The organism is Nocardioides lijunqiniae (genome assembly GCF_015024225.1).
Lineage (GTDB): Bacteria > Actinomycetota > Actinomycetes > Propionibacteriales > Nocardioidaceae > Nocardioides > Nocardioides lijunqiniae.
The window spans coordinates 13,998-35,072 of record NZ_JACJGM010000044.1 but is presented as its reverse complement, the minus strand read 5'-3'; the positions used below and the strand labels follow the sequence as shown (position 1 = coordinate 35,072).

16 protein-coding genes are annotated in these 21,075 nt (G+C 72.1%); 11 read left to right on the top strand and 5 right to left on the bottom strand.

The window, feature by feature from the left end; translation table 11 throughout:
- Positions 1–509: 509 nt before the first annotated feature.
- Both IRQ30_RS20870 and IRQ30_RS20865 read left to right on the top strand, forming a co-directional pair.
- Positions 510–1,427, top strand: a complete 918-nt coding sequence (locus IRQ30_RS20870; protein ID WP_338089809.1) for a glycosyltransferase family 2 protein — start codon at positions 510–512, stop codon at positions 1,425–1,427.
- A complete protein-coding gene (locus tag IRQ30_RS20865) occupies positions 1,424–2,344 on the top strand; it encodes a glycosyltransferase family 2 protein (protein ID WP_193614807.1) in 921 nt (306 codons plus the stop codon). Before IRQ30_RS20870 ends, IRQ30_RS20865 begins: the two co-directional genes overlap by 4 nt.
- Here the strand turns inward: IRQ30_RS20865 and IRQ30_RS24305 are convergent.
- Positions 2,307–3,452, bottom strand: coding sequence for a phosphatase PAP2 family protein (locus IRQ30_RS24305; RefSeq protein WP_193614806.1), 1,146 nt, complete (start codon positions 3,450–3,452; stop codon positions 2,307–2,309). The two genes, IRQ30_RS20865 and IRQ30_RS24305, sit on opposite strands and share 38 nt — an antisense overlap.
- Positions 3,453–3,583: 131 nt before the next feature.
- Between IRQ30_RS24305 and glf the strand changes: the two genes are divergently transcribed.
- The 5 genes from glf (at position 3,584) to IRQ30_RS24300 (ending at position 11,539) form a co-directional block, all read left to right on the top strand.
- Complete coding sequence (glf, locus tag IRQ30_RS20855; RefSeq protein WP_338088039.1) at positions 3,584–4,795, top strand: UDP-galactopyranose mutase; 1,212 nt, start codon at positions 3,584–3,586, stop codon at positions 4,793–4,795.
- Positions 4,796–6,787 (top strand): glycosyltransferase, encoded by a 1,992-nt coding sequence (locus IRQ30_RS20850; protein ID WP_193614805.1) that lies wholly within the window; start codon positions 4,796–4,798, stop codon positions 6,785–6,787.
- Complete coding sequence (locus tag IRQ30_RS20845) at positions 6,780–7,664, top strand: ABC transporter permease (protein WP_193610737.1); 885 nt, start codon at positions 6,780–6,782, stop codon at positions 7,662–7,664. Before IRQ30_RS20850 ends, IRQ30_RS20845 begins: the two co-directional genes overlap by 8 nt.
- A complete protein-coding gene (locus IRQ30_RS20840) occupies positions 7,664–8,461 on the top strand; it encodes an ABC transporter ATP-binding protein (RefSeq protein ID WP_193610738.1) in 798 nt (265 codons plus the stop codon). The genes IRQ30_RS20845 and IRQ30_RS20840 overlap by 1 nt, the downstream gene beginning before the upstream one ends.
- 969 nt (positions 8,462–9,430) lie before the next feature.
- On the top strand, positions 9,431–11,539 hold the full coding sequence (locus IRQ30_RS24300; protein WP_193614804.1) for an N-acetylmuramoyl-L-alanine amidase: 2,109 nt from the start codon (positions 9,431–9,433) through the stop codon (positions 11,537–11,539).
- Positions 11,540–11,552: 13 nt separating this feature from the next.
- On the opposite strand, the gene IRQ30_RS20830 is transcribed toward IRQ30_RS24300, so the two are convergent.
- Complete coding sequence (locus IRQ30_RS20830; protein WP_193614803.1) at positions 11,553–12,275, bottom strand: TIGR03089 family protein; 723 nt, start codon at positions 12,273–12,275, stop codon at positions 11,553–11,555.
- 50 nt (positions 12,276–12,325) lie between these two features.
- Between IRQ30_RS20830 and IRQ30_RS20825 the strand changes: the two genes are divergently transcribed.
- On the top strand, positions 12,326–13,408 hold the full coding sequence (locus tag IRQ30_RS20825; protein WP_193614802.1) for a mannose-1-phosphate guanylyltransferase: 1,083 nt from the start codon (positions 12,326–12,328) through the stop codon (positions 13,406–13,408).
- Between the two features lie 3 nt (positions 13,409–13,411).
- On the opposite strand, the gene IRQ30_RS20820 is transcribed toward IRQ30_RS20825, so the two are convergent.
- From IRQ30_RS20820 to cofD, 3 genes are read right to left on the bottom strand one after another with little or no spacing between them, the layout of a single operon-like run.
- The gene (locus IRQ30_RS20820) at positions 13,412–14,167 is read right to left on the bottom strand and encodes a DUF3105 domain-containing protein (protein ID WP_193614801.1); all 756 of its coding nucleotides are present in this window, start codon (positions 14,165–14,167) and stop codon (positions 13,412–13,414) included.
- 40 nt (positions 14,168–14,207) lie between these two features.
- The gene (gene cofE / locus IRQ30_RS20815; protein WP_193614800.1) at positions 14,208–15,158 is read right to left on the bottom strand and encodes a coenzyme F420-0:L-glutamate ligase; all 951 of its coding nucleotides are present in this window, start codon (positions 15,156–15,158) and stop codon (positions 14,208–14,210) included.
- Positions 15,155–16,162 (bottom strand): 2-phospho-L-lactate transferase, encoded by a 1,008-nt coding sequence (gene cofD, locus IRQ30_RS20810; RefSeq protein ID WP_193614799.1) that lies wholly within the window; start codon positions 16,160–16,162, stop codon positions 15,155–15,157. Before cofD ends, cofE begins: the two co-directional genes overlap by 4 nt.
- 154 nt (positions 16,163–16,316) lie before the next feature.
- Between cofD and IRQ30_RS20805 the strand changes: the two genes are divergently transcribed.
- The 3 genes from IRQ30_RS20805 to IRQ30_RS20795 all read left to right on the top strand — a co-directional run bounded on the left by IRQ30_RS20805 (position 16,317) and on the right by IRQ30_RS20795 (position 20,915).
- Positions 16,317–16,571, top strand: coding sequence for a WhiB family transcriptional regulator (locus IRQ30_RS20805; RefSeq protein WP_134742156.1), 255 nt, complete (start codon positions 16,317–16,319; stop codon positions 16,569–16,571).
- A gap of 82 nt (positions 16,572–16,653) precedes the next feature.
- Positions 16,654–19,530 carry a glycosyltransferase gene (locus tag IRQ30_RS20800; protein ID WP_193614798.1) on the top strand — a complete coding sequence of 959 codons (2,877 nt, stop codon included), beginning with the start codon at positions 16,654–16,656 and terminating at the stop codon, positions 19,528–19,530.
- Entirely contained in the window at positions 19,527–20,915 is a 1,389-nt protein-coding gene (locus IRQ30_RS20795; protein ID WP_193614797.1) for a DUF5719 family protein, read from the top strand. The genes IRQ30_RS20800 and IRQ30_RS20795 overlap by 4 nt, the downstream gene beginning before the upstream one ends.
- Positions 20,916–21,075: the final 160 nt, after the last annotated feature.

Here is a 21,075-nt window from a genome sequence, read left to right as displayed (position 1 = left end):
GAGCTTCGCCCGCTTCGCGGCGCCCTTCGGGCGTCCTTGACTCCGAGCCTCTCCCGGGCTGCTGTGGCGGCGCACGGGCGGCGGCGGCTTCGCCGCGCCGCCCGCTAACAGCGCGGGCCCTGCCTATGGGTCATCAGCGTCGGCAGTTCGAGCCCGACGCCGACGTCTCCACGCTCGGCCGGCCCGGTGTGGTGACCAGCTGCCGACGCTGAGTGTCGGTAGTCGCACCACCAGTCACACCAGCCCCACCAGGGGTGCCGCGCTAAGCGCGAGGCACCCAGATGAGTCCCGAGGAGACAGCCAGAGGTGCGGGGGTCTCGACGGGCGCTCGTCGCTGGCGCTCCTCGCTGCTCGACCACCGGTGAAGTGCGGCGGGGTGGTTTCGAGGCTCGCTGCGCTCGCACCTCAACCGCCGAGGGCGCGAGGCTGACCGGGGGATGGGCGTTCCTGGTCGTCACTGCCGTGTCCTGGGCGGGAGGGCTGATCTGAGGCCCTTTAGGGTGGTCGGCGTGACCGAGACCCCCGACGTGCGACCCCGCGTCGTGGCGGTGGTGGTCACGTTCAACCGGCTGCCGCTGCTGCAGGGCCTCGTGGCGCGGCTGCGCGAGGTCCCGGAGCTGCACGAGGTGCTGGTCGTCGACAACGCCTCCACCGACGGCACGGGGGAGTGGCTGGACACCCAGCCCGACGTCGTACGGCGCACGCTCACCGAGAACAGCGGCGGAGCCGGCGGCTTCCACGACGGTCTGGCGTGGGCGATGGAGCGCGGTGCGGACCTCGCCTGGCTGATGGACGACGACGGCCTCCCGGACCACGACTGCCTCCGGCTCCTGCTCGAGCGCTCCGACCTGGACTTCTGGGGCCCGGTGGTGGTGGACGAGGCGCGCCCCGAGCGGCTGGTGTTCCCGATCCGGCTGCCCGGCGGCACCCGGGCCGTGCACCGGATGGACGACGTGCGGTCGGCGGCCGACGACGGGCTCATCCGCGACGTGGTCATCCCGTTCAACGGCGTGCTGGTGACGCGCGACCTGGTGGAGCGGATCGGGCTGCCGAGGGCGGAGTTCTTCATCTGGGGCGACGACCACGAGTACCGCCTGCGCGCCGAGCGCGCCGGTGGGCGGATCGCCACGGTGGTGGACGCACGGGTGCTGCACCCCAGCGTCGGCGAGCTCGGCACCCGGATGATGTTCGGGCGCACGACGTACAACCACACCCCCAGCGAGCTCAAGCACTACTGCATGGCGCGCAACAACACCCTCAACCTGCGCGAGTACCGCGGCTGGCCCCACGTGCTGATGTTCTGGGCCAAGACGGTGTGGTTCTACGTGTTCACGCGCCCACAGCCGAGCCGCGTCGTGACCAGTGCCCGCGCCGCCTGGGCCGGGCTGCGCGGCGACTTCACGGGGCACCGGAGGTACCTGCGATGAGCGAGACCGTGGCCGTCGTCGTGGTGACCTACAACCGTGCCGAGCTGCTCGTCGGGATGCTCGACGGGCTGGCCGGCCTCGAGCGCCGGCCCGACGCGGTGATCGTGGTCGACAACGCCAGCACCGACGACACCGCGCAGGTGCTCGCGGCGCGAGGGGACCTCCCGCTGCAGGTCGTCACCAGCGACGAGAACCTCGGCGGCGCCGGCGGCTTCCACCTGGGTCTGCGCACCGCGGTCGAGCAGGGCTTCGACCGGGTCTGGCTCATGGACGACGACGTCGTGCCCGCCCCCGACTGCCTCACGGTGCTCATGGCGCAGGACGAGGACTGCCTGACCTCGGTGCGCGAGGACCGGTCCGGCCGGCTCGTCGAGAAGGCCGCCACCCGCTTCGACCTGCGCAACCCGCTGGCGATCAAGCCCAAGACCGGGATGGTCGAGACCGACTACGGCAGCCGCGCGGCGATGCCGGCGCTGGTCGAGGTCGAGAACGTCGCCTTCGAGGGCTTCCTGGTGCGCCGCTCGGTCGTGGAGGAGATCGGACTGCCCGACCCGGCGTTCTTCATCTTCTACGACGACGTCGACTTCGCCGTGCGGGCCCGGCGCTCGGGCCGTCGCATCTGGGCGGTACGCGACGCGGTGCTGGTGCGCCAGCTCGACTTCGACCAGCAGCACGACCTCGGGGGGTGGAAGGGCTACTACATGTACCGCAACCTCTTCGTCGTGCACTTCCGCTACGGCGAGAACGTCGCGGTGCGGCTCAAGCCGTGGCTCGTGGCGCTCGTGGTGGTGCTGCTGAGCCCGGTGCGCGGCGGGCGCGCGGAGGCGCGCAACGTCCTGCGCGCCCTCAAGGACGCGCGCGGGCTGCGCCGGCTGTCGCTCAGTGCGGCGCCGGGCCCTGGTCCTGTCCCTGGTTGAGCCGGTCGGCCGGCGCCGCTCCGGCCACGAGCGAGGCCTCGCGGGCCTCCTCTCGGCGCAGGCGCGGCCGCAGCCCGACCCGGTTGCCGGTGGCCATCGCGGCGAGCCAGACGGTGAACGCGCCGAGCGCCGCGCCGGCGATGGCGTCGATGAAGAAGTGCCAGCCGAGGTAGACGGTCGCGAAGACGGTGAGCACGAGGAAGACCCACGCGGCGACGCGCAGCCAGCGGGCGAGGCCGACGTACTCGACGACCAGGCAGATCGTCACCATGATCCCGACGTGCAGCGAGGCGAACGCCGCGATGGTCTGCAGCGTGCCGGAGCCGACCACGTCGCCGACGACCGCGAGCCGGTCGTCCCACATGCTGTCCGCGAGCTTGGAGACGTAGGTGTCGGGCAGCCCGGCGAAGGTCTTGGGGTCGGAGTAGATGGGCCCGACCGAGGGGAACATCAGGTAGATCGCCGCGCCGAAGGCCCAGTCGAAGGCGACCGCGGTGACGTACCAGGACCCGGCCGCCGTGTGGCGGGTCCACACCAGCGCGATCGCGATCGAGACCGGCACCAGGACGATCCAGATGATGTAGACGGCCGAGAACAGGTGCGCGGCGAAGCCGGTGCCGAGCAGGTCGTGCAGGACCTTGGCCGGGTCGTGCCCCAGCCACAGCACCTTGTCGAGGTCGGCCATCTGGGTGTCGTAGACGTTGTCGGTGGCCGAGAACGGCCCGCCACCGTCGGCGTGGACGAACGGCACGAAACTCTTGAGGTTGCGGAACGTCGCGTAGCAGAGGTACCACGCCATCACGCCGCCCAGCGCGAAGCGCCAGTGCGAGGCGGGCCACCGCTCCCGGGTGATCTCCCGGGTCACGGTCCACAGCGTCCGGGGCGCGCGCCGGGCCCGCCAGAGCGCCCGCGGCACGATGTCGAGCGAGATGGCCCCCAGCACGATCGCGGGGAACCGGATGTAGCCGGGGATCAGGCTGTCCGGGTCGCGGATCGGCAGGTCCTCGAGCCACGCGATCAGCAGCGTGGCCGCCGCCATGAGCAGGCCCGTCAGCCAGGCGTATCGGAAGTCCTCGCCGAGGAACCGGGGCGTCGTTCTCACCTGCACGCCGACAGCCTAGAACCCCGTTCCCCCAGTCGCCTCATTCTTCTCGGCGTGTGACCCGCGCCATGCGCGACGCGCGGCCCGCAGCGTGGGGAGTGCGTCCCACGCCCACCCGATCCGTAGACTGACCGATCGTGCCCACCCCTGACTCCAGCCCCGACCGGTCCCCCGATCTGGTGGTCGTCGGTTCCGGCTTCTTCGGCCTGACCATCGCCGAGCGCTGCGCCAGCGAGCTGGGGCTCAAGGTGCTCGTGCTCGAGCGGCGCCACCACCTCGGGGGCAACGCCTACTCCGAGATCGACCCGGAGACCGGGATCGAGGTGCACGTCTACGGCACCCACCTGTTCCACACCTCGAACAAGAAGGTGTGGGAGTACGTCAACCGGTTCACGAGCTTCACCGGCTACCAGCACCGCGTCTTCGCGAAGTACCAGGGGCAGGTCTACTCGTTCCCGATGAACCTCGCGCTGATCAACCAGTTCTTCGGCAGGTCGCACACGCCCGACGAGGCCCGCGCGCTGATCGCCGAGCAGGCCAGCGAGATCGCCACGGCCGACGCGACGAACCTCGAGGAGAAGGCGATCTCGCTCATCGGGCGCCCGCTCTACGAGGCGTTCGTCAAGGGCTACACCGCGAAGCAGTGGCAGACCGACCCCACCGAGCTCTCGGCCGACATCATCACCCGGCTTCCGGTGCGCTACACCTTCGACAACCGCTACTTCAACGACGACTTCGAGGGCCTGCCGACCGACGGCTACACCGCGTGGCTGACCCGGATGGCCGAGCACCCCAACATCGAGGTCCGCCTCGACACCGACTTCCTCGACCCGGCCAACGGCGTCGCCGAGCAGTACAAGGGCAAGGTCCCGATCGTCTACACCGGGCCGGTCGACGAGTACTTCGGCAACGCCGAGGGCCGGCTGTCGTGGCGCACCGTCGACCTCGAGTCCGAGACCCTCGACGTGGACGACTTCCAGGGCACCGGGGTGGTCAACTACAACGACCAGGAGGTCCCCTGGACCCGGATCCTGGAGTTCAAGCACCTGCACCCCGAGCGCACCTACCTCCCGGGCAAGACCATCGTGGTCCACGAGTACAGCCGGTTCGCCGAGGACGACGACGAGCCGTACTACCCGATCAACACCGCCGAGGACCGCGCCAAGCTGCTGAAGTACCGCGAGCGGGCCAAGCGCGAGCCGATGGTCCTCTTCGGAGGCCGTCTCGGCACCTACAAGTACCTTGACATGCACATGGCCATCGGGTCGGCGCTGTCGATGTTCGAGAACAAGCTGAAGCCGCACTTCGCCGACGGTGCGCCGTTGACGAGCGGGGGAGTGGACGAGTAGATGACCACGCGACTGCTGCAACGACAGATCTTCCCCCTCGACCGGGACTTCGACGTCCTCCCGCTGTACGTCGACCCGGAGGAGGCCAAGCTCGACGCCGATCGCTACGAGATCGGCGGCAACCGGGCGGCCAAGGACCTCAACAACGCCGCCATCCGGCAGTCGACCTCCACCGGTCGCACCATCCACCCCGACCAGATCGAGTCGCGCACGGCGCTGCGTGTGAAGTCGGGGGAGCGGCTGTCGTTCGGCACGTACTTCAACGCGTTCCCCGCCAGCTACTGGCGCCGCTGGACCGTCGTCTCCGACGTGACGCTCACCGTCGAGCTGCGCGGCGCCGGAGCCACCGTCATCGTCTACAAGTCCATGGCCAACGGCCGCGCCCAGCGCGTCGACTCCGCCGTGTCCGGGGCGGAGGGGACCGCCACCTTCACCTTCGACCTGTCGCTCAAGCCCTTCGTGGACGGCGGCTGGTACTGGTACAACGTCGTCGCCGGCGACGAGGACGTCGTCGTGGCCTCCGCCGAGTGGACCGCGGATGTGCCCGACGACCGCGCCCAGCACGGCACGGTCGACCTCGCCATCACGACCATGAACCGGCCCGACTTCTGCGCCAAGCTCCTCGCCCAGGTCGGCGAGGACGAGCAGCTCGCGCCCTACCTCGACACGGTCTTCGTCATGGAGCAGGGCACCGACAAGGTCGCCGACTCCCCGGAGTTCGCCAAGGCGGAGGCCGCCCTGGGGGACACCCTGCGCGTCATAGAGCAGGGCAACCTCGGCGGGTCCGGCGGCTACGCCCGAGGGCAGCTCGAGTCGCTGCGCAAGGGCACGGCGACGTACGCGATGATGATGGACGACGACGTCGTCTGCGAGCCCGAGGGCATCATCCGCGCCATCACCTTCGGCGACCTCGCCCGCCGCCCCACGCTCGTGGGCGGCCACATGTTCAGCCTGTTCAGCCGCTCGCGGCTGCACTCCTTCGGCGAGATCGTCCAGCCGTGGCGGTTCTGGTGGCAGTCGCCGGTCGACACCTTCAACGACTGGGACTTCGCCGCGCGCAACCTGCGGTCGAGCCGGTGGATGCACAAGCGCATCGACGTCGACTTCAACGGCTGGTTCATGTGCCTGATCCCGCGCCAGGTGATCGACGAGATCGGCCTCTCGCTGCCCCTCTTCATCAAGTGGGACGACTCGGAGTACGGCCTGCGCGCCAAGGCGGCCGGCTACCCGACCGTGACGTTCCCGGGCGCGGCCGTGTGGCACGTGCCGTGGACCGACAAGAACGACGCCCTCGACTGGCAGGCCTACTTCCACCACCGCAACCGGCTGGTCGCGGCGCTGCTCCACTCGCCGTACCCCAAGGGCGGGCGGATGATCCGCGAGAGCCTCAACCACCAGGTGGCCCACCTGGTCTCGATGCAGTACTCCACCGCCGAGCTGCGGCTCCAGGCCATGGAGGACGTGCTCGAGGGGCCGCACGCCCTGCACCGGATGCTCCCGGACCGCCTCGCCGAGGTCAACGCGCTGCGCAAGCAGTTCACCGACGCCCAGCTGCAGCCCGACCCGGACGCGTTCCCCTCCGTGCGCCGCAAGAAGCCGCCGCGCCGCGGACGCGACGGGCTCGAGATCCCCTCGCGGCTCTCGCAGCTCGTGACCGCCGGCCTCGCGCCGCTGCGCCAGCTCAAGCCGCCGCGCGAGCTCTCGCGCGAGCACCCCGAGGCGGAGATCCGGGCCATGGACGCCCGGTGGTACCGGCTGGCGAGCTACGACTCCGCGATCGTGTCCATGAACGACGGCACGTCGGCGGCGTTCTACCAGCGCGACTCCGCGGTGTTCCGCAGCCTGACCCGGCGCACCCTCGAGATCCACGACCGCTACCGCCGCGAGTGGCCGCGCCTGGCCCAGCTCTACCGCGAGGAGCTGGACTCGATCACCGCCCCGGAGGCTTGGGACGAGACGTTCAAGCCGTGGACCGAGCGGGCCGATGACTGACCTGGAGTCCCGGCGGCGGGTCGTCGACGCCCCGCTGGCCAACCCCTCGCCGACGGCGGGACTGCTGGAGGTGTTCCGCCGGCGCTACCTGCTGAAGCTGCTCGTGCGCCGTGAGGTCAACGCCCGTTACCAGGCCTCGGCGCTGGGGTTCCTCTGGTCCTACATCAATCCGCTCTCGCAGCTCTTCATCTTCTGGTTCATGATGGAGAAGATCATGGGCCGGGGGACCGAGTCCTTCGCGATCCACATCTTCTGCGGCCTGATCGTGGTCCAGTTCTTCATCGAGACGTTCAACGCCGGCACCCGCTCGATCGTGCGCAACAAGGCACTGGTGCGCAAGATGGCGGTGCCACGGGAGATGTTCCCCGTGGCCTCGATGATGGTCTCGCTCTACCACATCGGGCCCCAGCTGATCGTCCTCGTGATCATCTGCCTCTTCACCGGGTGGACCCCCGACCCGGTCTCCCTGCTCGGCTTCCTGCTGGCCCTGGGGATCATCTGCCTGCTCGGCACCGGCCTCGCGCTGATGTTCAGCGTCGCCAACGTCTTCATGCGCGACGTCGGGAGCGTGGTCTCGATCCTGAGCAACTTCGTGCGCTTCGGCGTCCCGATGATCTACCCCTTCAGCATGGTCGAGGAGCGCCTCGGCTCGTTCGCCGGCTACTACCTGCTCAACCCCATCGCGGACGCCGTGCTCCTCGTGCAGCAGGCGTTCTGGGTCGGCACCACGCAGGACCCGGACGCGACGCAGGCCGAGCACATCCCCGACCACCTCTTCTCCTACGGCTTCCTCGGTCTCGGCGTCGGCTTCGTCGTGCTGGTCCTCGGCCAGCTCGTCTTCCGGCGCTTCGAGAACCGCATCCCGGAGCGCCTGTGATGACCTACCCGGACAGCACCTCGATCGTGGTGGACGGCGTGACCAAGGAGTTCACGCTGCGCTACCACCGCACGCTGAAGCAGATGAGCGTCGCCCTGGTGAAGGGCCGCGACCTCAGCGACAGCTTCCTGGCGCTCGAGGACGTGAGCTTCACCGTCGACCAGGGGGAGTCCATCGGCCTGATGGGGCTCAACGGCTCCGGCAAGAGCACCCTGCTCAAGCTCGTGCAGGGCGTCATGCGGCCCGACTCCGGCCGCGTCCTTACCCGCGGGCGCATCGCCGGCCTCATCGCGACGGGCGCCGGCTTCCACCCCCAGCTGACGGGCCGGGACAACATCTACCTCAACGCCGCCGTGCTCGGGATGACCGAGCAGGAGACCCGGCGCAAGTTCGACGAGATCGTGGAGTTCGCGGACGTCGGCCGCTTCCTCGAGACGCCGGTCGGCAACTACTCCTCCGGGATGTTCGCCAGGCTCGGGTTCGCCGTGGCCATCCACGTCGACTCCGACATCTTCCTGGCCGACGAGGCACTGGCCGTCGGCGACCGCCCCTTCCGCAAGAAGTGCATCGAGCGCATGCAGGAGGTCCGCGAGAGCGGACGCACCCTGTTCTACGTCAGCCACGCCGCCGGCTCGGTCCGCAAGATGTGCGACCGGGTGATCGTCCTGGAGAAGGGCAAGGTCGGCTTCGACGGCGAGGTCAACGCCGGCATCCGCTACCTCAAGTACGACGACGGCGCCGAGAACGAGCCCGACGGCCAGGACGAGATCGACGACGAGATCGGCAACGACATCTGACGCGGTGGTCGAGCAAGAGGAGCGTCAGCGACGAGCGTCCGTCGAGACCCGGTGACCCGAACGCCCAGCGGCGACCCACGGTGGTTGAGGTGCGAGCGCAGCGAGCCTCGAAACCACACCGTCGATGCGTGGCTGGTGTTGGCCCGCGCGCTAGCAGCCCGGGTCTCGGCGTCAAGGAGCTTCGCCCGCTTCGCGGCGCCTTCGGCGTCCTTGACTCCGAGCCTCTCCCGGGCTGCTGGGGCGGCGCACGGGCGGCGGCGGCTTCGCCGCGCCGCCCGCAAACAGCGCGGGCCCTGCCGATCGGTCACCTATGTCGGCAGTTCGAGCCTCACGCCGACGTCTCCACGCTCAGCTGACTCGCGGTGGTGACCAACTGCCGACGCTGAGTGTCGGTAGACGCACCACCAGCCACACCAACCCCACCAGAGGGGTGCCGCGCATTGCGCGGGCGGCGCGGGCGAAGCCCGTGTCGCCCCGTGCGCCGTCAAGCCGGTCGAGAGAGGCTCCGGGTCAAGGACGCCCGAAGGGCGCCGCGAAGCGGGCGCCGAAGGCGATCCTTGAGGCGGAGACGCGACCGGCTAAGCGCGCGGCACCCCAGTCCGGCCCCGAGGAGGCAGTCAGAGGTGCAGGGGTCTCGACGGGCGCTCGTCGCTGGCGCTCCTCGCTGCTCGACCACCGTGGGCCCGGGGTGGTTTCGAGGCTCGCTGCGCTCGCACCTCAACCACCGTGGGCCCGGGGTGGTTTCGAGGCTCGCTGCGCTCGCAGCTCAACCACCGTGGTGGCGCCGTGGAATGAGGATAACTTGACAAATCTCGGATTCGTCGGCGTGTCGACTGGAAATTACACGTTTGTAGTTACTCAGATCCTCTAGTCCGGGGTGTGTTACTCGTGTGACAGTTGCGGCTCGTGTGAATCTTCCCCTCGCACTGGAGCCTGTGAATGCCTAACAACCGCGCCCGTTTCGTCACCGTGTGTCAGCAGCTGCTGACGCTCGGGGTCGTGCTCGCCGTCGTCACCCCCGCCGCCAACATCGTCTCCCTCGATGTCGTGCAGCGGGCTCCGGTGACCACGGCGCCCACCGCGCTGGCGGCCTACGCCGCCACGACGACCATGAAGTCGGAGCTGCCCGCGGGCGTCGTCGACCCGATCGTGACCGAGGTGCCGCTGACGGCTCCGGCCGGCGCGCGCGGCCGGACCCTGGCGGGCAAGCCGCAGGCGCGGGTCGTCGCGGGCAAGGGTGGCGGCGCGCAGCTGACCAGCCTCCCGCAGGCGGTCAGCGGCTACGGCGCGGTCGGCGTGACCTGGGGCAAGGGCAAGGAGCTGTCCGAGGAGCAGATCCAGGTGCAGGTCCGCACCGAGACCGACGACGCGTGGACGGAGTGGATGCCGGTCCAGTACGACGCCGACCACGGCCCCGACCCGCGCAGCGCCGAGGCCAAGAAGTCCCGTCCGGGCACCGACGCGCTGCTCGTGGGCGAGGTCGACGAGGTCCAGGTCAAGGTCACGACGCCGGACGGCGCTACCCCGGCCGACCTGCGGCTCGCGGTCATCGCCCCGGGCGAGCCCACGGCGACCAAGGTCGAGGCGCCCGCGATCGACACCAGGGACGCCGAGGCGCCCTCCAGCGCCCGGACCTCGGCCGTGCCGGCCGTCGACGCGCCGACCGAGGAGCCTCCGGCCGCCGACCCCGCCGTCACGCCGGGCGCGATCGAGATGCAGGCGGCGACGTACACGCCGAAGCCGGTGATCTACTCACGCGCCCAGTGGGGCGCCGACGAGCGACTGCGCGACAAGAGCTCGCTGCACTACTTCGAGGTGCATGCCGGCTTCGTGCACCACACGGTCAACGCCAACAACTACACGCGGGCGCAGGTGCCGGGGCTGCTGCGCAGCATCTACGCCTACCACACCAAGTCCCGCGGCTGGTCCGACCTCGGCTACAACTACCTGGTCGACCGCTTCGGCCGGATCTGGGAGGGTCGCTACGGCGGCGTGGACCGCCCGGTCGTGGGCGCGCACACGCTCGGCTACAACGACTACTCGTTCGCCATGTCGGCCATCGGCAACTACGACATCGCCAAGCCCTCGGACGCGATGGTGCAGGCCTACGGCGCGCTGTTCGCGTGGAAGCTCTCCCTGCACGGCGTCTCCGCCTCCTCGAGGTCGCAGGCGGTGGGCCGCAAGAGCTTCCGGGCGATCAACGGACACCGCGACGCCGGCTCGACGGCGTGCCCGGGCAAGTACCTGTACGCCAAGATCCCGCAGATCCGCACCTTGGCCGCGGCGGCCCAGCGCGGCTGGACCGGGCGTGAGCTGGAGTCCAACCTCGCGCTCACCCCCCACCCGGACATCATCATCCGGCGCACCAGCGACCAGCAGGCGTTCGTGCTGCCGCTGCGCGGCACGGGCGGCAAGGCGCCGTACCGCATCGCCCGGCCGATCGCGACCGGGGTCAGCCTGGTCGGGGTCAACCGCGTGATGAACGCCGGTGACTGGAACCGCGACGGCAAGGGGGACATGGTCTACCGCCGGACCAACGGCTACCTCTACCTGCGTCTGGGCACGGGCCGCGGCACGTTCTCCGGTCCACGTCTGCTCTCGACGGGGTTCAAGAAGGTGCAGCTGCTCTCGGCGGTGGGCGACGTGACCGGGGACGGCTGGCCGGACCTGATGGGCCAGCCGAAGGGGTCCTCCATGCGGATCTACCCCGGTGCGGGAGCCAACCCGCTGGGGAGCGGGTACGTCGCCGCCGGCAAGGTCGCGGCCACCCGCCAGATCGCGGTGGGCCGGATGGACGCCGACGGCGCGCCGGACGTGCTCTTCCGCGGCAACCGCAAGGTGACGCTCAGCCGCGGCAACGGGCCGGGCGGGCTCACCAGCACCCGGGCGATGTCGGTCAACCTGAACCCGTACGACTGGATCGTGGGGATCAGCGACGTGGGCCTCACGGGGCACTCCGACCTCGTCGTCCGACTCGGGTCGACGAAGGCGCTGTACCTCATCGAGATGACCACCAGCGGCTTCGGTGCGCCGAAGCTGCTGGGCCAGGGGCTGGGAGGCTACGACCTGGCGGGCTGAAGACGTCCTGGACTCATGCAGGGAAGCGAGCGGTGGCGTGCTCGGCGACGAAGGTCGCCTCGAGCCGCTCCCGGTCGGCATGGGCGACCAGGACCAGCGAGCCGCTCCTCGCGAGCGGCTCGGTGAAGGTGGCGACACCTGGCGGGGAAGCCGGGTTGGCCACCGAGAGGAGGCGGCCACCATCGGAGACGAGAGTCCCGGTGGTGGCCGCTCTCCACATCTCCTCCTGCGTCGACTCCACGCCGCCGACCCGGGTCGCCACGTCGTCGGCCGTCGGCGGGTCCCAGGGGATGAACGAGTCGGGCTGCGACCAGATCTCGACGCCGACGTCGTGCACCGAGGCCGGCACCGGCTCGGCGAAGCGCACGCCCATCGGCAGCAGCGAGCAGGCGAGGACGGCCAGGTCGTCGGCGCGAGGTGCCCATGTGGCCAGCTCCTCGGGCCCGCAGACGACGGCGGACGGGGCGTCGGCGTCGGTCACGACGAGACCCGCGGCCCACGCCGCGCCCAGGAACACCGGTCCGAGCCAGTGTGCCGGGAGGTCGAGGCGCAGGCTGTCGCCGCGCTCCAGGTCGAGCTCCTCGACGAGCAGGGAGGCGGCCTTCGCCACCCAGTTGGCGTACGTCGTCACCGACAGCTCGACGCGCTCGCCGCTCGCGTCGTCGTAGAAGGTCACGAGGGGGCGGCCGCCGTCGGTGCGGAGCTGCTGGGCGAGCACTGCTGCGAAGGTCGTCACCGGGCCAGTCTCCCCGAGGGGTGCGGTGACCGGTCACTAGGCTCGCGCCCATGACTGCCATCGAGGGACTCTGGGCGGTGATCCCCGCCGGCGGTGCGGGCACCCGCCTGTGGCCGCTGTCGCGCGCCGCGTCGCCGAAGTTCCTGCGCGACCTGACGGGCACCGGTCGCTCGCTGCTCCAGGGCACCTACGACCGGCTGGCGCCGCTCGTGGAAGACCGCTTCCTCGTCGTGACCGGTGAGCCTCACCGCGACGCCGTCGTGGACCAGCTGCCCGAGCTCGACGCCTCCTCGGTCCTCGCGGAGCCGTCGGCGCGCGACTCCATGGCCGCGATCGGGCTCGCGGCGGCACTCCTCGAGCGTGCCGACCCCGACGGCGTCATGGGCTCCTTCGCGGCCGACCACGTGATCGCCGACGCCGAGGGCTTCGCCTCCTGCGTGCGTACGGCGGTCGAGGTCGCCCGCGACGGCTGGCTGGTGACCCTCGGCATCGAGCCGACCTTCCCGTCGTCGGCGTTCGGCTACGTCCACGAGGGGGAGCCGCTGACCGGTCACGCCGGCGCCCGCGAGGTGCGGGAGTTCGTGGAGAAGCCGTCGGTGGCCGTGGCCGAGGAGTACCTCGCCACCGGCAGCTACCGCTGGAACGCCGGGATGTTCGTGGTGCGTCCGACCGTCCTGCTCGACCTGCTCGCGGAGTCGGACCCCGGGTTCGCCGCGACGCTGCGCGAGATCGCCGCCGATCCCGGGCTGCTCGACGAGCGGTGGCCGGCACTCCCGAAGATCGCGCTCGACCACGCGGTGGCCGAGCCCGCCGCGGCCGCCGGGCGGGTCGCGACCGTGCGGGCGACGTTCGGCTGGGACGACATCGGCGACTTCGACTCGCTGGCCACCCTGCTCGAGGGTGACCCCGACGCCGCCGGTCCGACGGTTCTGGGCGACCCGGCGCTCGTGCGGGCCCTCGCGTCCACCGGGCTCGTGGTGCCGGCCGCGGGCCGCGTCGTCGCAGTGATCGGCCTCGACGACGTCGTCGTCGTGGACACCCCTGACGCGCTGCTGGTGACCACCCGCGCGCGGGCGCAGGAGGTCAAGGAGGTCGTGGCCGAGCTGCGCGAGTCGCAGCCCGGCCTCACCTGAGGGCTACGGGACGGTCGGCTCGGGGGAGTCGAGGTAGGGGTAGTCGAGCATGAAGGTCTCGAGCGCCTTGCCGGAGAACTCCGTGCAGTACTGCCACACGCCGACCTGCTTGGAGGCGTCGGACTCACCTTCGCCGCCCACGGACCAGTGGGTGTAGGCGATGTGCTTGCCGTCGGGGAACTTCGCCCCGCCCTCGTCGTCGGAGGTCCACGGCGCCGCGATGAACTTGTAGCGGTAGTTGTCGGTGCCGGGGAACTTCTTCGAGACGGCCTTGATCTCGGTGAGCGCGTCGTCGTCGTCGGCGATCGTCTCGTCGTACCAGACGATCGTGTAGCCGTGCTCGGAGTTGTGGACCAGCGACTCGAGCTCGGGGCGGTCCTTGGTGCCGTAGAACTTGCGGTCCATGGGGGCCGGCGCGACGCCGGCCTCGTTCCAGTGGGCGCCGAACGCGGGCGGCGCCTCGGTGTACTCGACCTGGGTGTTGGTGTCGACGTGGTCGTTGCTGCCCTCGGCCGGCTTGGTGGTGACGTCGTCGCACGCCGAGGCCGCGGCCCCGATCTTGTCCAGCTCGAGGTCGCTGAACTTCCGCTCGTCCCAGCTGTTCTTCAGCGGCCGGTAGGCGGCGGCGCCGACGATGAGCAGGGCGATCATGATGCTGACGCCCACGATCATGAAGCCACGGCGCTTCTCGGCGCCCTTCTGCTTCTTGCGGATGTCGTCGATGACCTTCTGGCGGTCGGACTTGACTTGCTTGGCCACGGCGGGAAGTACCTCTGTTCGGGTGAGGGTCGCGGAGAGTCTACGGAGTCGCCGGGCGCAGCCGCAGTCGGCGGGGTCCCGCGGACTCCTCGAGGAGCCACCCGTGCGCGAAGGCCAGCACGGCGATCAGGTCGCGCGACGCCTCGCCGGTGACCTCCAGCCCCTCGTCGTACGTCGTCGTGCGGGCCCCCAGCGCGTGCAGCGCACCGGCCAGCTCCTCGGGGGCGGCGGGCGCGCCGAACACCACCCGGTCCGCGGGGTCGGCGAGGACCGCTCTCAAGACCGCCTCGCGGGCGCCGAAGCCGAACATGTCGGCGCCCTCGGCGCGCACCAGCGAGACCGCCCCGGGCCCGTCCTGTCCCGCGGGGAGCACCAGGTCGGCCCGCCCGCGCACCAGCGCCACCGGCCGGCCGCCGAGCTTGCCCTGGGCGAGCTCGGCCAGGCCTGCCATCTCGTCGACGACGGCGGGCGCCGTGACGGCGAGCTCGTTGCCGTGGGCGTCGACGCGGCCGGCGAAGCTCTCGGCCACGACCAGCCCCGCGGCGCCGATGGCCAGGTCGGTCTGTCCCTCGCGCCACGCGCGGCCCGCGGTGTCGGTCACCACCACGCCCACGTTGCGACCCGTCAGTCCCAGGAGGTCCGCGCGCAGGGCGCGGGCGGAGGCGTCGGGGTCGAGGGGGAGCAGCACGACCGAGCCCCGCTCGACGTTCGAGGCGTCGATGCCGGCCGCCGCCAGGACCAGGCCGTGGTGGGTGCGCACGATGGTGGTCGGGCCGCGGCGGGCCACGACCCTGGCGGTCTCCCCGGCGAGGGCCTCGTCGCGCGTGCCCGGCACCACCCGGCCCTCGGCCTTGCTGACGACCTTGCTGGTGACCACCACGACGTCCCCGTCGGACAGGTCGGTCAGCGCGCCCGCGACGAGCGCGGCGAGGTCGTCGCCGGCGCGGACCTCCGGCAGGCCGTCGGGCGCCGAGGCCGAGACCGTCGTCATCGTGCGGAGGGCGCCAGGTCGACCGCCGCGGCCGCCATGGCGGCGGTGGCGTCGTGGTCGCTCATCATCAGGGGGACGGCCCGGCAGGCGACCCCCGCCTCGGTCAGCCGTGGGACCTGGTCGGCGTCGCGCTCTTCGACGAGCCAGCCGTCGAGCAGGCCGCCGTCGGAGCGGGCGCCGTAGTGGAGCCCGACGCCGGCGGCGCTGACCTCGACCCCGATCGCGGTGAGCATCTGCTCGGCCATGCCGCGCACGTGGGTGCCGCCGACGATGGGGGACAGGCCCACCACCGGCGCAGCGGTGGCGCGCAGCGCGTCGCGCACGCCAGGGACGCCGAGGATGGTGCCGACAGAGACGACCGGGTTGGACGGCGGCAGCAGCACCAGGTCGGCGCCCGAGATCGCCTCGATCACCCCCGGGCCGGGCGCGGCGTCCTCGAGGCCGACGACCAGGACGGTCTCGGCGGGCACGGCGGCCCGCAGCCGCACCCAGTACTCCTGGAAGTGCACGACGCGGCGCCCGCTCGGCGCCTCGGGGTCGGCGATGGCGATGTGGGTCTCGACCCGGTCGTCGGTCATGGGCAGCAGCCGGACCCCCGGCTGCCAGCGGCGGCACAGCGCCTCGGTGACGGCCGAGAGGGGGTAGCCCGCGTCGAGCATCTGCGTGCGCACGAGGTGGGTGGCCACGTCGCGGTCGCCGAGGCCGAACCACGTCGGCTCCACGCCGTACTCGGCGAGCTCGGTCCTGACGCTCCAGGTCTCCTCCCGCCGGCCCCAGCCGCGCTCGAGGTCGATGCCGTCGCCCAGCGTGTACATGACGGTGTCGAGGTCGGGGCAGACCTTGAGGCCGTGCACCCAGATGTCGTCGGCGGTGTTGGCGACCACGGTGACCTCCGCGTCGGACGCCACGCCGGGCAGGCTGCCGGAGGCGATGCCGTGGCGGAGACCCTGGAGGAAGCGGGCCCCGCCCATGCCCCCGGAGAGGACCGTGATGTGCTGCAGCATGGCCGCTACCTTGCCCCACGCGGGCGGCGCCGAGGCTACCCGGGGACCGCGCACGGACTCCCTTAGCAGATCAGGGCTTGACTTCGGGGGTACGACAGGCATGTAATTCCCACAGTGTTGTTCGGGGTGTTGCTGGGTCGAAAGGGTGAGAACCGTGAGAGAACTGTTTCTTCTCGAACCGGACGCCGAGGATGCGGGGTGGCAGGACCGAGCGTTGTGCGCACAGACCGATCCCGAGGCGTTCTTCCCTGAGAAGGGTGGATCGACGAGAGAGGCCAAGAAGGTCTGTCTCACCTGCGAGGTGCGAGACGAGTGTCTCGAGGCTGCGCTGATGAAGGACGAGCGCTTCGGCATCTGGGGCGGACTCTCCGAGCGGGAGCGCCGCAAGCTCAAGAAGCGCGCCGTCTGAGCGACGAAGGAATACCCCGGCCCGAGCGGCCGGGGTTCCTTCATTTTCGGGGCTCGCGACCGGGTGGCTAGTGTGGCCGATCGTGTCTGGGACCTCCGTAGCCGCGCTGCTCGTCAGCCATGACGGGGCGCGCTGGCTGCCCGCGGTGATCGAGGGGCTGCGCGCCCAGACCCGGCCCGTCGACCGCGTCGTCGCGGTCGACACCGCCAGCAAGGACGGCAGCGCCGACCTGCTCGAGCACGCCTTCGGCGCCGTCGTGCGCGCGTCCGGCTCCACCCACTTCCCGGCCGCGGTCGAGCTCGGCCTCGGGCAGCTGCGCGAGGACGCCGAGCCCGCCGAGTGGGTCTGGATCCTGCACGACGACGCGAACCCCGCCCCCGGCGCGCTGGCGGCGCTGCTGCGCACCGCCGAGGAGCACCCCGAGGCCGACGTCCTGGGTCCGACCCTGCGGGAGTGGCCGTCGCTGCGCCGCCTGCTCGAGGTCGGGGTCACGATCACCGGCACCGGTCGCCGCGAGACGGGCCTGGAGCGCGGCGAGTACGACCAGGGCCAGCACTCCGCCGTACGCCGCGTGCTCGCCGTCAACAGCGCCGGCATGCTCGTGCGGCGGCGGGTGCTCGAGGAGCTCGGCGGCTTCGACGACCAGCTGCCGATCTTCGGCAACGACCTCGACTTCGGCTGGCGCGCCGCCACCGCCGGCCACACCACGCTGGTCGTGCCGTCGGCCGTGGTCTTCCACGCCGAGGCGGCGCACCGCGGCATCCGCCGCACGCCGCTGACCGGGCGGCACACCCACTACCAGGAGCGCCGCGCCGCGCTCTACACGCTGCTCGTCAACAGCCGGGCCCGTGCGCTGCCGTTCCAGGTCGTGCGCCTGGGCCTGGGGACCCTCGTGCGGATGATCGGCTTCCTGCTCGTCCGGTCGGTGGGGGAGGCGCTCGACGACCTCGCCGCCCTGGTCTCGCTCTACTCCAGCCCGCGCCAGATCCTCGCCGCGCGGCGGGAGCGGCAGGGCCGGCAGGTCGGCGACCCCGAGGAGGTGCGGGCGCTGCTGGCGCCGACCTGGCTGCCCTACCGGCACGGACTCGACTTCGTCGGCGACCTCGCGGCGGCCGCCACGCACCAGGCCGCCGACGTCGCGGAGCGCCGGCGCGCGGCCGCGATCGAGCGCGACCCGTCGTCCCTGGCGGCGCGACGCCCGGCGGCGGACGACGAGGACGAGGACTTCGCGGACTCCGGCGCCGTGGCCCGCTTCCTCACCAACCCGATCGCGGTGCTGCTGACGCTGTTCGTCGTGGCCGCCGTCGTCGGCGCCCGCGAGGCGTTCGGCTCGGTCGTCGGCGGCGGCCTGTCGCCGGTGCCCGACTCGGTCGGCGCGTGGTGGGGGCTGCACCTGGAGTCCTGGCACCCGCTCGGCCAGGGCACCGCGGTGCCGGCCCCGGCGTACGTGCTGCCGCTGGCCCTCGTCGCCACGGTGCTGGGCACCAGCCTGGCGGTGTCGGCGCTGCTGGTGCTGGCCGTCCCGGCCTGTGCCTGGGGTGCCTGGCGCTTCCTGAGGGTCACCGGACGGCTGGTCTCGCACCGCGGCGCCCCGCGCTGGGTGCTGCTGTGGGGCGCCACGACGTACGCGCTCGTCCCGGTCGCCAGCGGCGCGTGGGGCGACGGCCGGCTGGGTCCGGTCGTCACGGCCGTCCTGCTGCCCTGGCTCGCGCACGCGGCGCTCGGCTTCGCCGACCCGTCCGCCGACCGCCGCTGGCGCGCCGGGTGGCGCACGGGCCTCCTGCTCGCCCTCACGACCGCCTTCACGCCGGTGGCCTGGGCCTTCGGGCTCGTCGTGGGCCTCGTCGTGGTCGCTGCGGCCTTCGCCATCGCGCGCGGGGCGATGCGCGACCGCTCGACGTGGGGTCCGCCGGCCGCCGCGATCGCGGTCGCGCCGGTGCTGCTCGCCCCCTGGTGGCTCCCGATGCTGGTCCACGGCCACGCGGTCGGGCTGACCCTCGACATCGGGCGGCTGCCCGCGCCCGCCGTCGACGCCCGTGACCTACTGACCGGCCGCCTGGGTGATCTCGGCGCCCCGTGGTGGCTGGGCGTGGCGCTGCTCGTGGCCGCGGTGCTGGCGCTGGTCCCGCGCGCCACCCGGATCCCCGTCCTCGTGTGCTGGCTGGTCGCGCTCGTCGCCGGCGTCCTGGCCGCGGTGCTGGGCAACCTCACGGTCACCCTCGACGCCACGACGACCCCGGTCGGCGTGAGCTTCCTGGTCGTCGTGCTCCAGGGCGCCTTCGTCACCGCGGCCACCCTCGGCGGCCAGGGACTCCTCCTGGGGACCGCCTCGCGCTCGGGCGCGGCGCGCTCCGGCGCCGGCCGCTCGCTCGTCGCGGTCGTCGGCGTGGCGGCGGCGGTCGTGCCGCTCGCGGGGCTGGGCTGGTTCGTCGCCGGCGGTCACGACCGGCTCTCCGACACCGAGGACGCCGACATCCCCGCCTACATGGTGCAGAGCTCCCAGGCAGGAGACGCTCACGGCATCCTCGTGGTGCGCGGCTCCGTCGAGGACGGCCTCACCTACACGATCCGGCGCGGGGACGGGGTGACGCTGGGGGAGGACGAGATCCTGGCGCTCGACACCGCGGACGACGGCTTCACCGGGCTCGTGCGCACGCTGGTGTCGCGACCCACCCCGGCGACGGTGACCAGCCTGGCCGAGGAGGGCATCGAGTACGTCGTGCTGCCCGCCCCGGCCGACGGCTCCGTGTCGGCAGCCCTCGACGCGACCGCCGGCCTCGTGCAGGCCTCCGCCGAGGAGCGCAGCACCCGCGCCTGGCAGGTCGGGGAGCCGGTGGACGAGCAGGCGCTCGACGGACCGCGCTCGTGGCTGCGCATCGGGCTGCTGGTGCTGCAGGGCATCGCGATCGTCGTCGTCGCCGTGCTGTGCGCCCCGAGCCTGAGGAGCCGACGCCGATGAGCCGTGCCACCACCCGTCACTCCTCCGGATCGCGCGGACGCTCCCGCGGACGTCGCCTGGACGTCACCACGGCGCTCGCGGTCGTGCTGCCGCTGCTGACCGCCGGCACCCTGCTCGCCGTACGGCCCGACGACGCGGCGCGCGACGCCCGCGCCCCGGCATCCACCCCGCTCACCCGGTCGGTCACGATCTGCCCGGGCGGCGGCTCCGAGGTCGCGCTCACCAGCGGCACGGATGTGAGCGGCACGACGTCGTACGTGCTGGGCAAGCGCGAGGGCGAGACCGACGTCGAGCCGGGCTCGGTCGCGACCGTGTCGGGCGGCGACGGGCCGTTCGTGGCCCGGACCGAGGGCGATCTCGCGGCCGGCCTGGTGGCCGGGCGCTTCGACGAGCCCCTGGCCGCCGCCGAGTGCCGCGCCCCCGCACCCGACCTGTGGTTCACCGGCGTCGGCGCCGGTGCCCGCCACACCTCCGTGCTCGAGCTGGTCAACCCCGACGCCGGCCCGGCCGTCGTCGACGCGACGCTCTACGGCGTCTCCGGAGTCGTGGACGCGCCCGAGCTGCGCGGCGTGTCCGTCCCGGCCCGTGGCGTCGTCCGGCTGGCCCTGGCCGAGGTCGTGCCGCGGGTCGACGAGCTGGCACTGCACGTGACCACCTCGCGCGGTCGCGTCTCGGCCAGCATCCGCGACCGGCAGCAGGAGCTCGGCACCGGCGGCGAGGCCGAGGACTGGCTGCCCCCGCAGGTCGAGCCGTCCACCAGCAACCTCCTGCTCGGCACCGTCAAGGGCAGCGGCACCCGCAACCTGGTCCTGCTCAACCCGGGTGAGGACGAGACCCGGGCGACGATCCGGCTGGTGTCGCCCGACGCGGTCTTCAGCCCGGCCGGGCTCGAGGAGGTCGTGCTGGCGCCGCAGAGCGTGACCCGCGTGTCCCTGGGCGAGGTGCTCACCGGACCGGACGCCGAGGGCGTGACCGGCGTGCTCGTCGACTCCCCGGCCCCGATCACGGCCGCCCTCCGCTCCTACGTCGGCCGCGACCTCTCCCACGCGGTGACCGGCACCCCCGTCACCGCCCCCACCACGGTCCTGGCGCCTCCGGGGGACAAGCGTCTCGAGCTGGCCGGCGCCGACGCGGCCGGCACCGTCGCCGTCGTCGCCCGCAACGCCGACGGCGAGGTCCTGGCCGACAAGACCGTCAAGGTGCGCGCCGGCCGCGGCTTCACGGTCCCCGTCCCCCGCGCCACGGCCCTGCTGACCGTCACGCCCGCCGGCACCGGCATCACCGGAGCCCTCGTCGCGACCGACGGCCCCCAGGTCGCCGTCGTCCGCCTCCGCGAGCTCCTCACCAGCGGACTCGTCGCCGACGTCCGCCTCGGCCTCCCGTAGCCCCACCGCCGGTGGTGCACCGCCGGTGGTCGAGCAGTGAGGAGCGTCAGCGACGAGCGCCCGTCGAGACCCCGTGAGCCGGCTGCGGACCGACCCCACGATGGTTGAGGTGCGAGCGCAGCGAGCCTCGAAATCACATCGCCTGTGCGTGGCTGAGGTT

Bases quoted from the DNA above. Each gene is read 5' to 3' on its own strand.
- IRQ30_RS20865 (WP_193614807.1), top strand. From the start codon at position 1,424: ATGAGCGAGACCGTGGCCGTCGTCGTGGTGACCTACAACCGTGCCGAG.
- IRQ30_RS20850 (WP_193614805.1), top strand. From the start codon at position 4,796: ATGACCACGCGACTGCTGCAACGACAGATCTTCCCCCTCGACCGGGAC.
- IRQ30_RS20845 (WP_193610737.1), top strand. From the start codon at position 6,780: ATGACTGACCTGGAGTCCCGGCGGCGGGTCGTCGACGCCCCGCTGGCC.
- IRQ30_RS20840 (WP_193610738.1), top strand. From the start codon at position 7,664: ATGACCTACCCGGACAGCACCTCGATCGTGGTGGACGGCGTGACCAAG.
- IRQ30_RS20825 (WP_193614802.1), top strand. From the start codon at position 12,326: ATGACTGCCATCGAGGGACTCTGGGCGGTGATCCCCGCCGGCGGTGCG.
- cofE (WP_193614800.1), bottom strand. From the start codon at position 15,158: ATGACGACGGTCTCGGCCTCGGCGCCCGACGGCCTGCCGGAGGTCCGC.
- cofD (WP_193614799.1), bottom strand. From the start codon at position 16,162: ATGCTGCAGCACATCACGGTCCTCTCCGGGGGCATGGGCGGGGCCCGC.
- IRQ30_RS20795 (WP_193614797.1), top strand. From the start codon at position 19,527: ATGAGCCGTGCCACCACCCGTCACTCCTCCGGATCGCGCGGACGCTCC.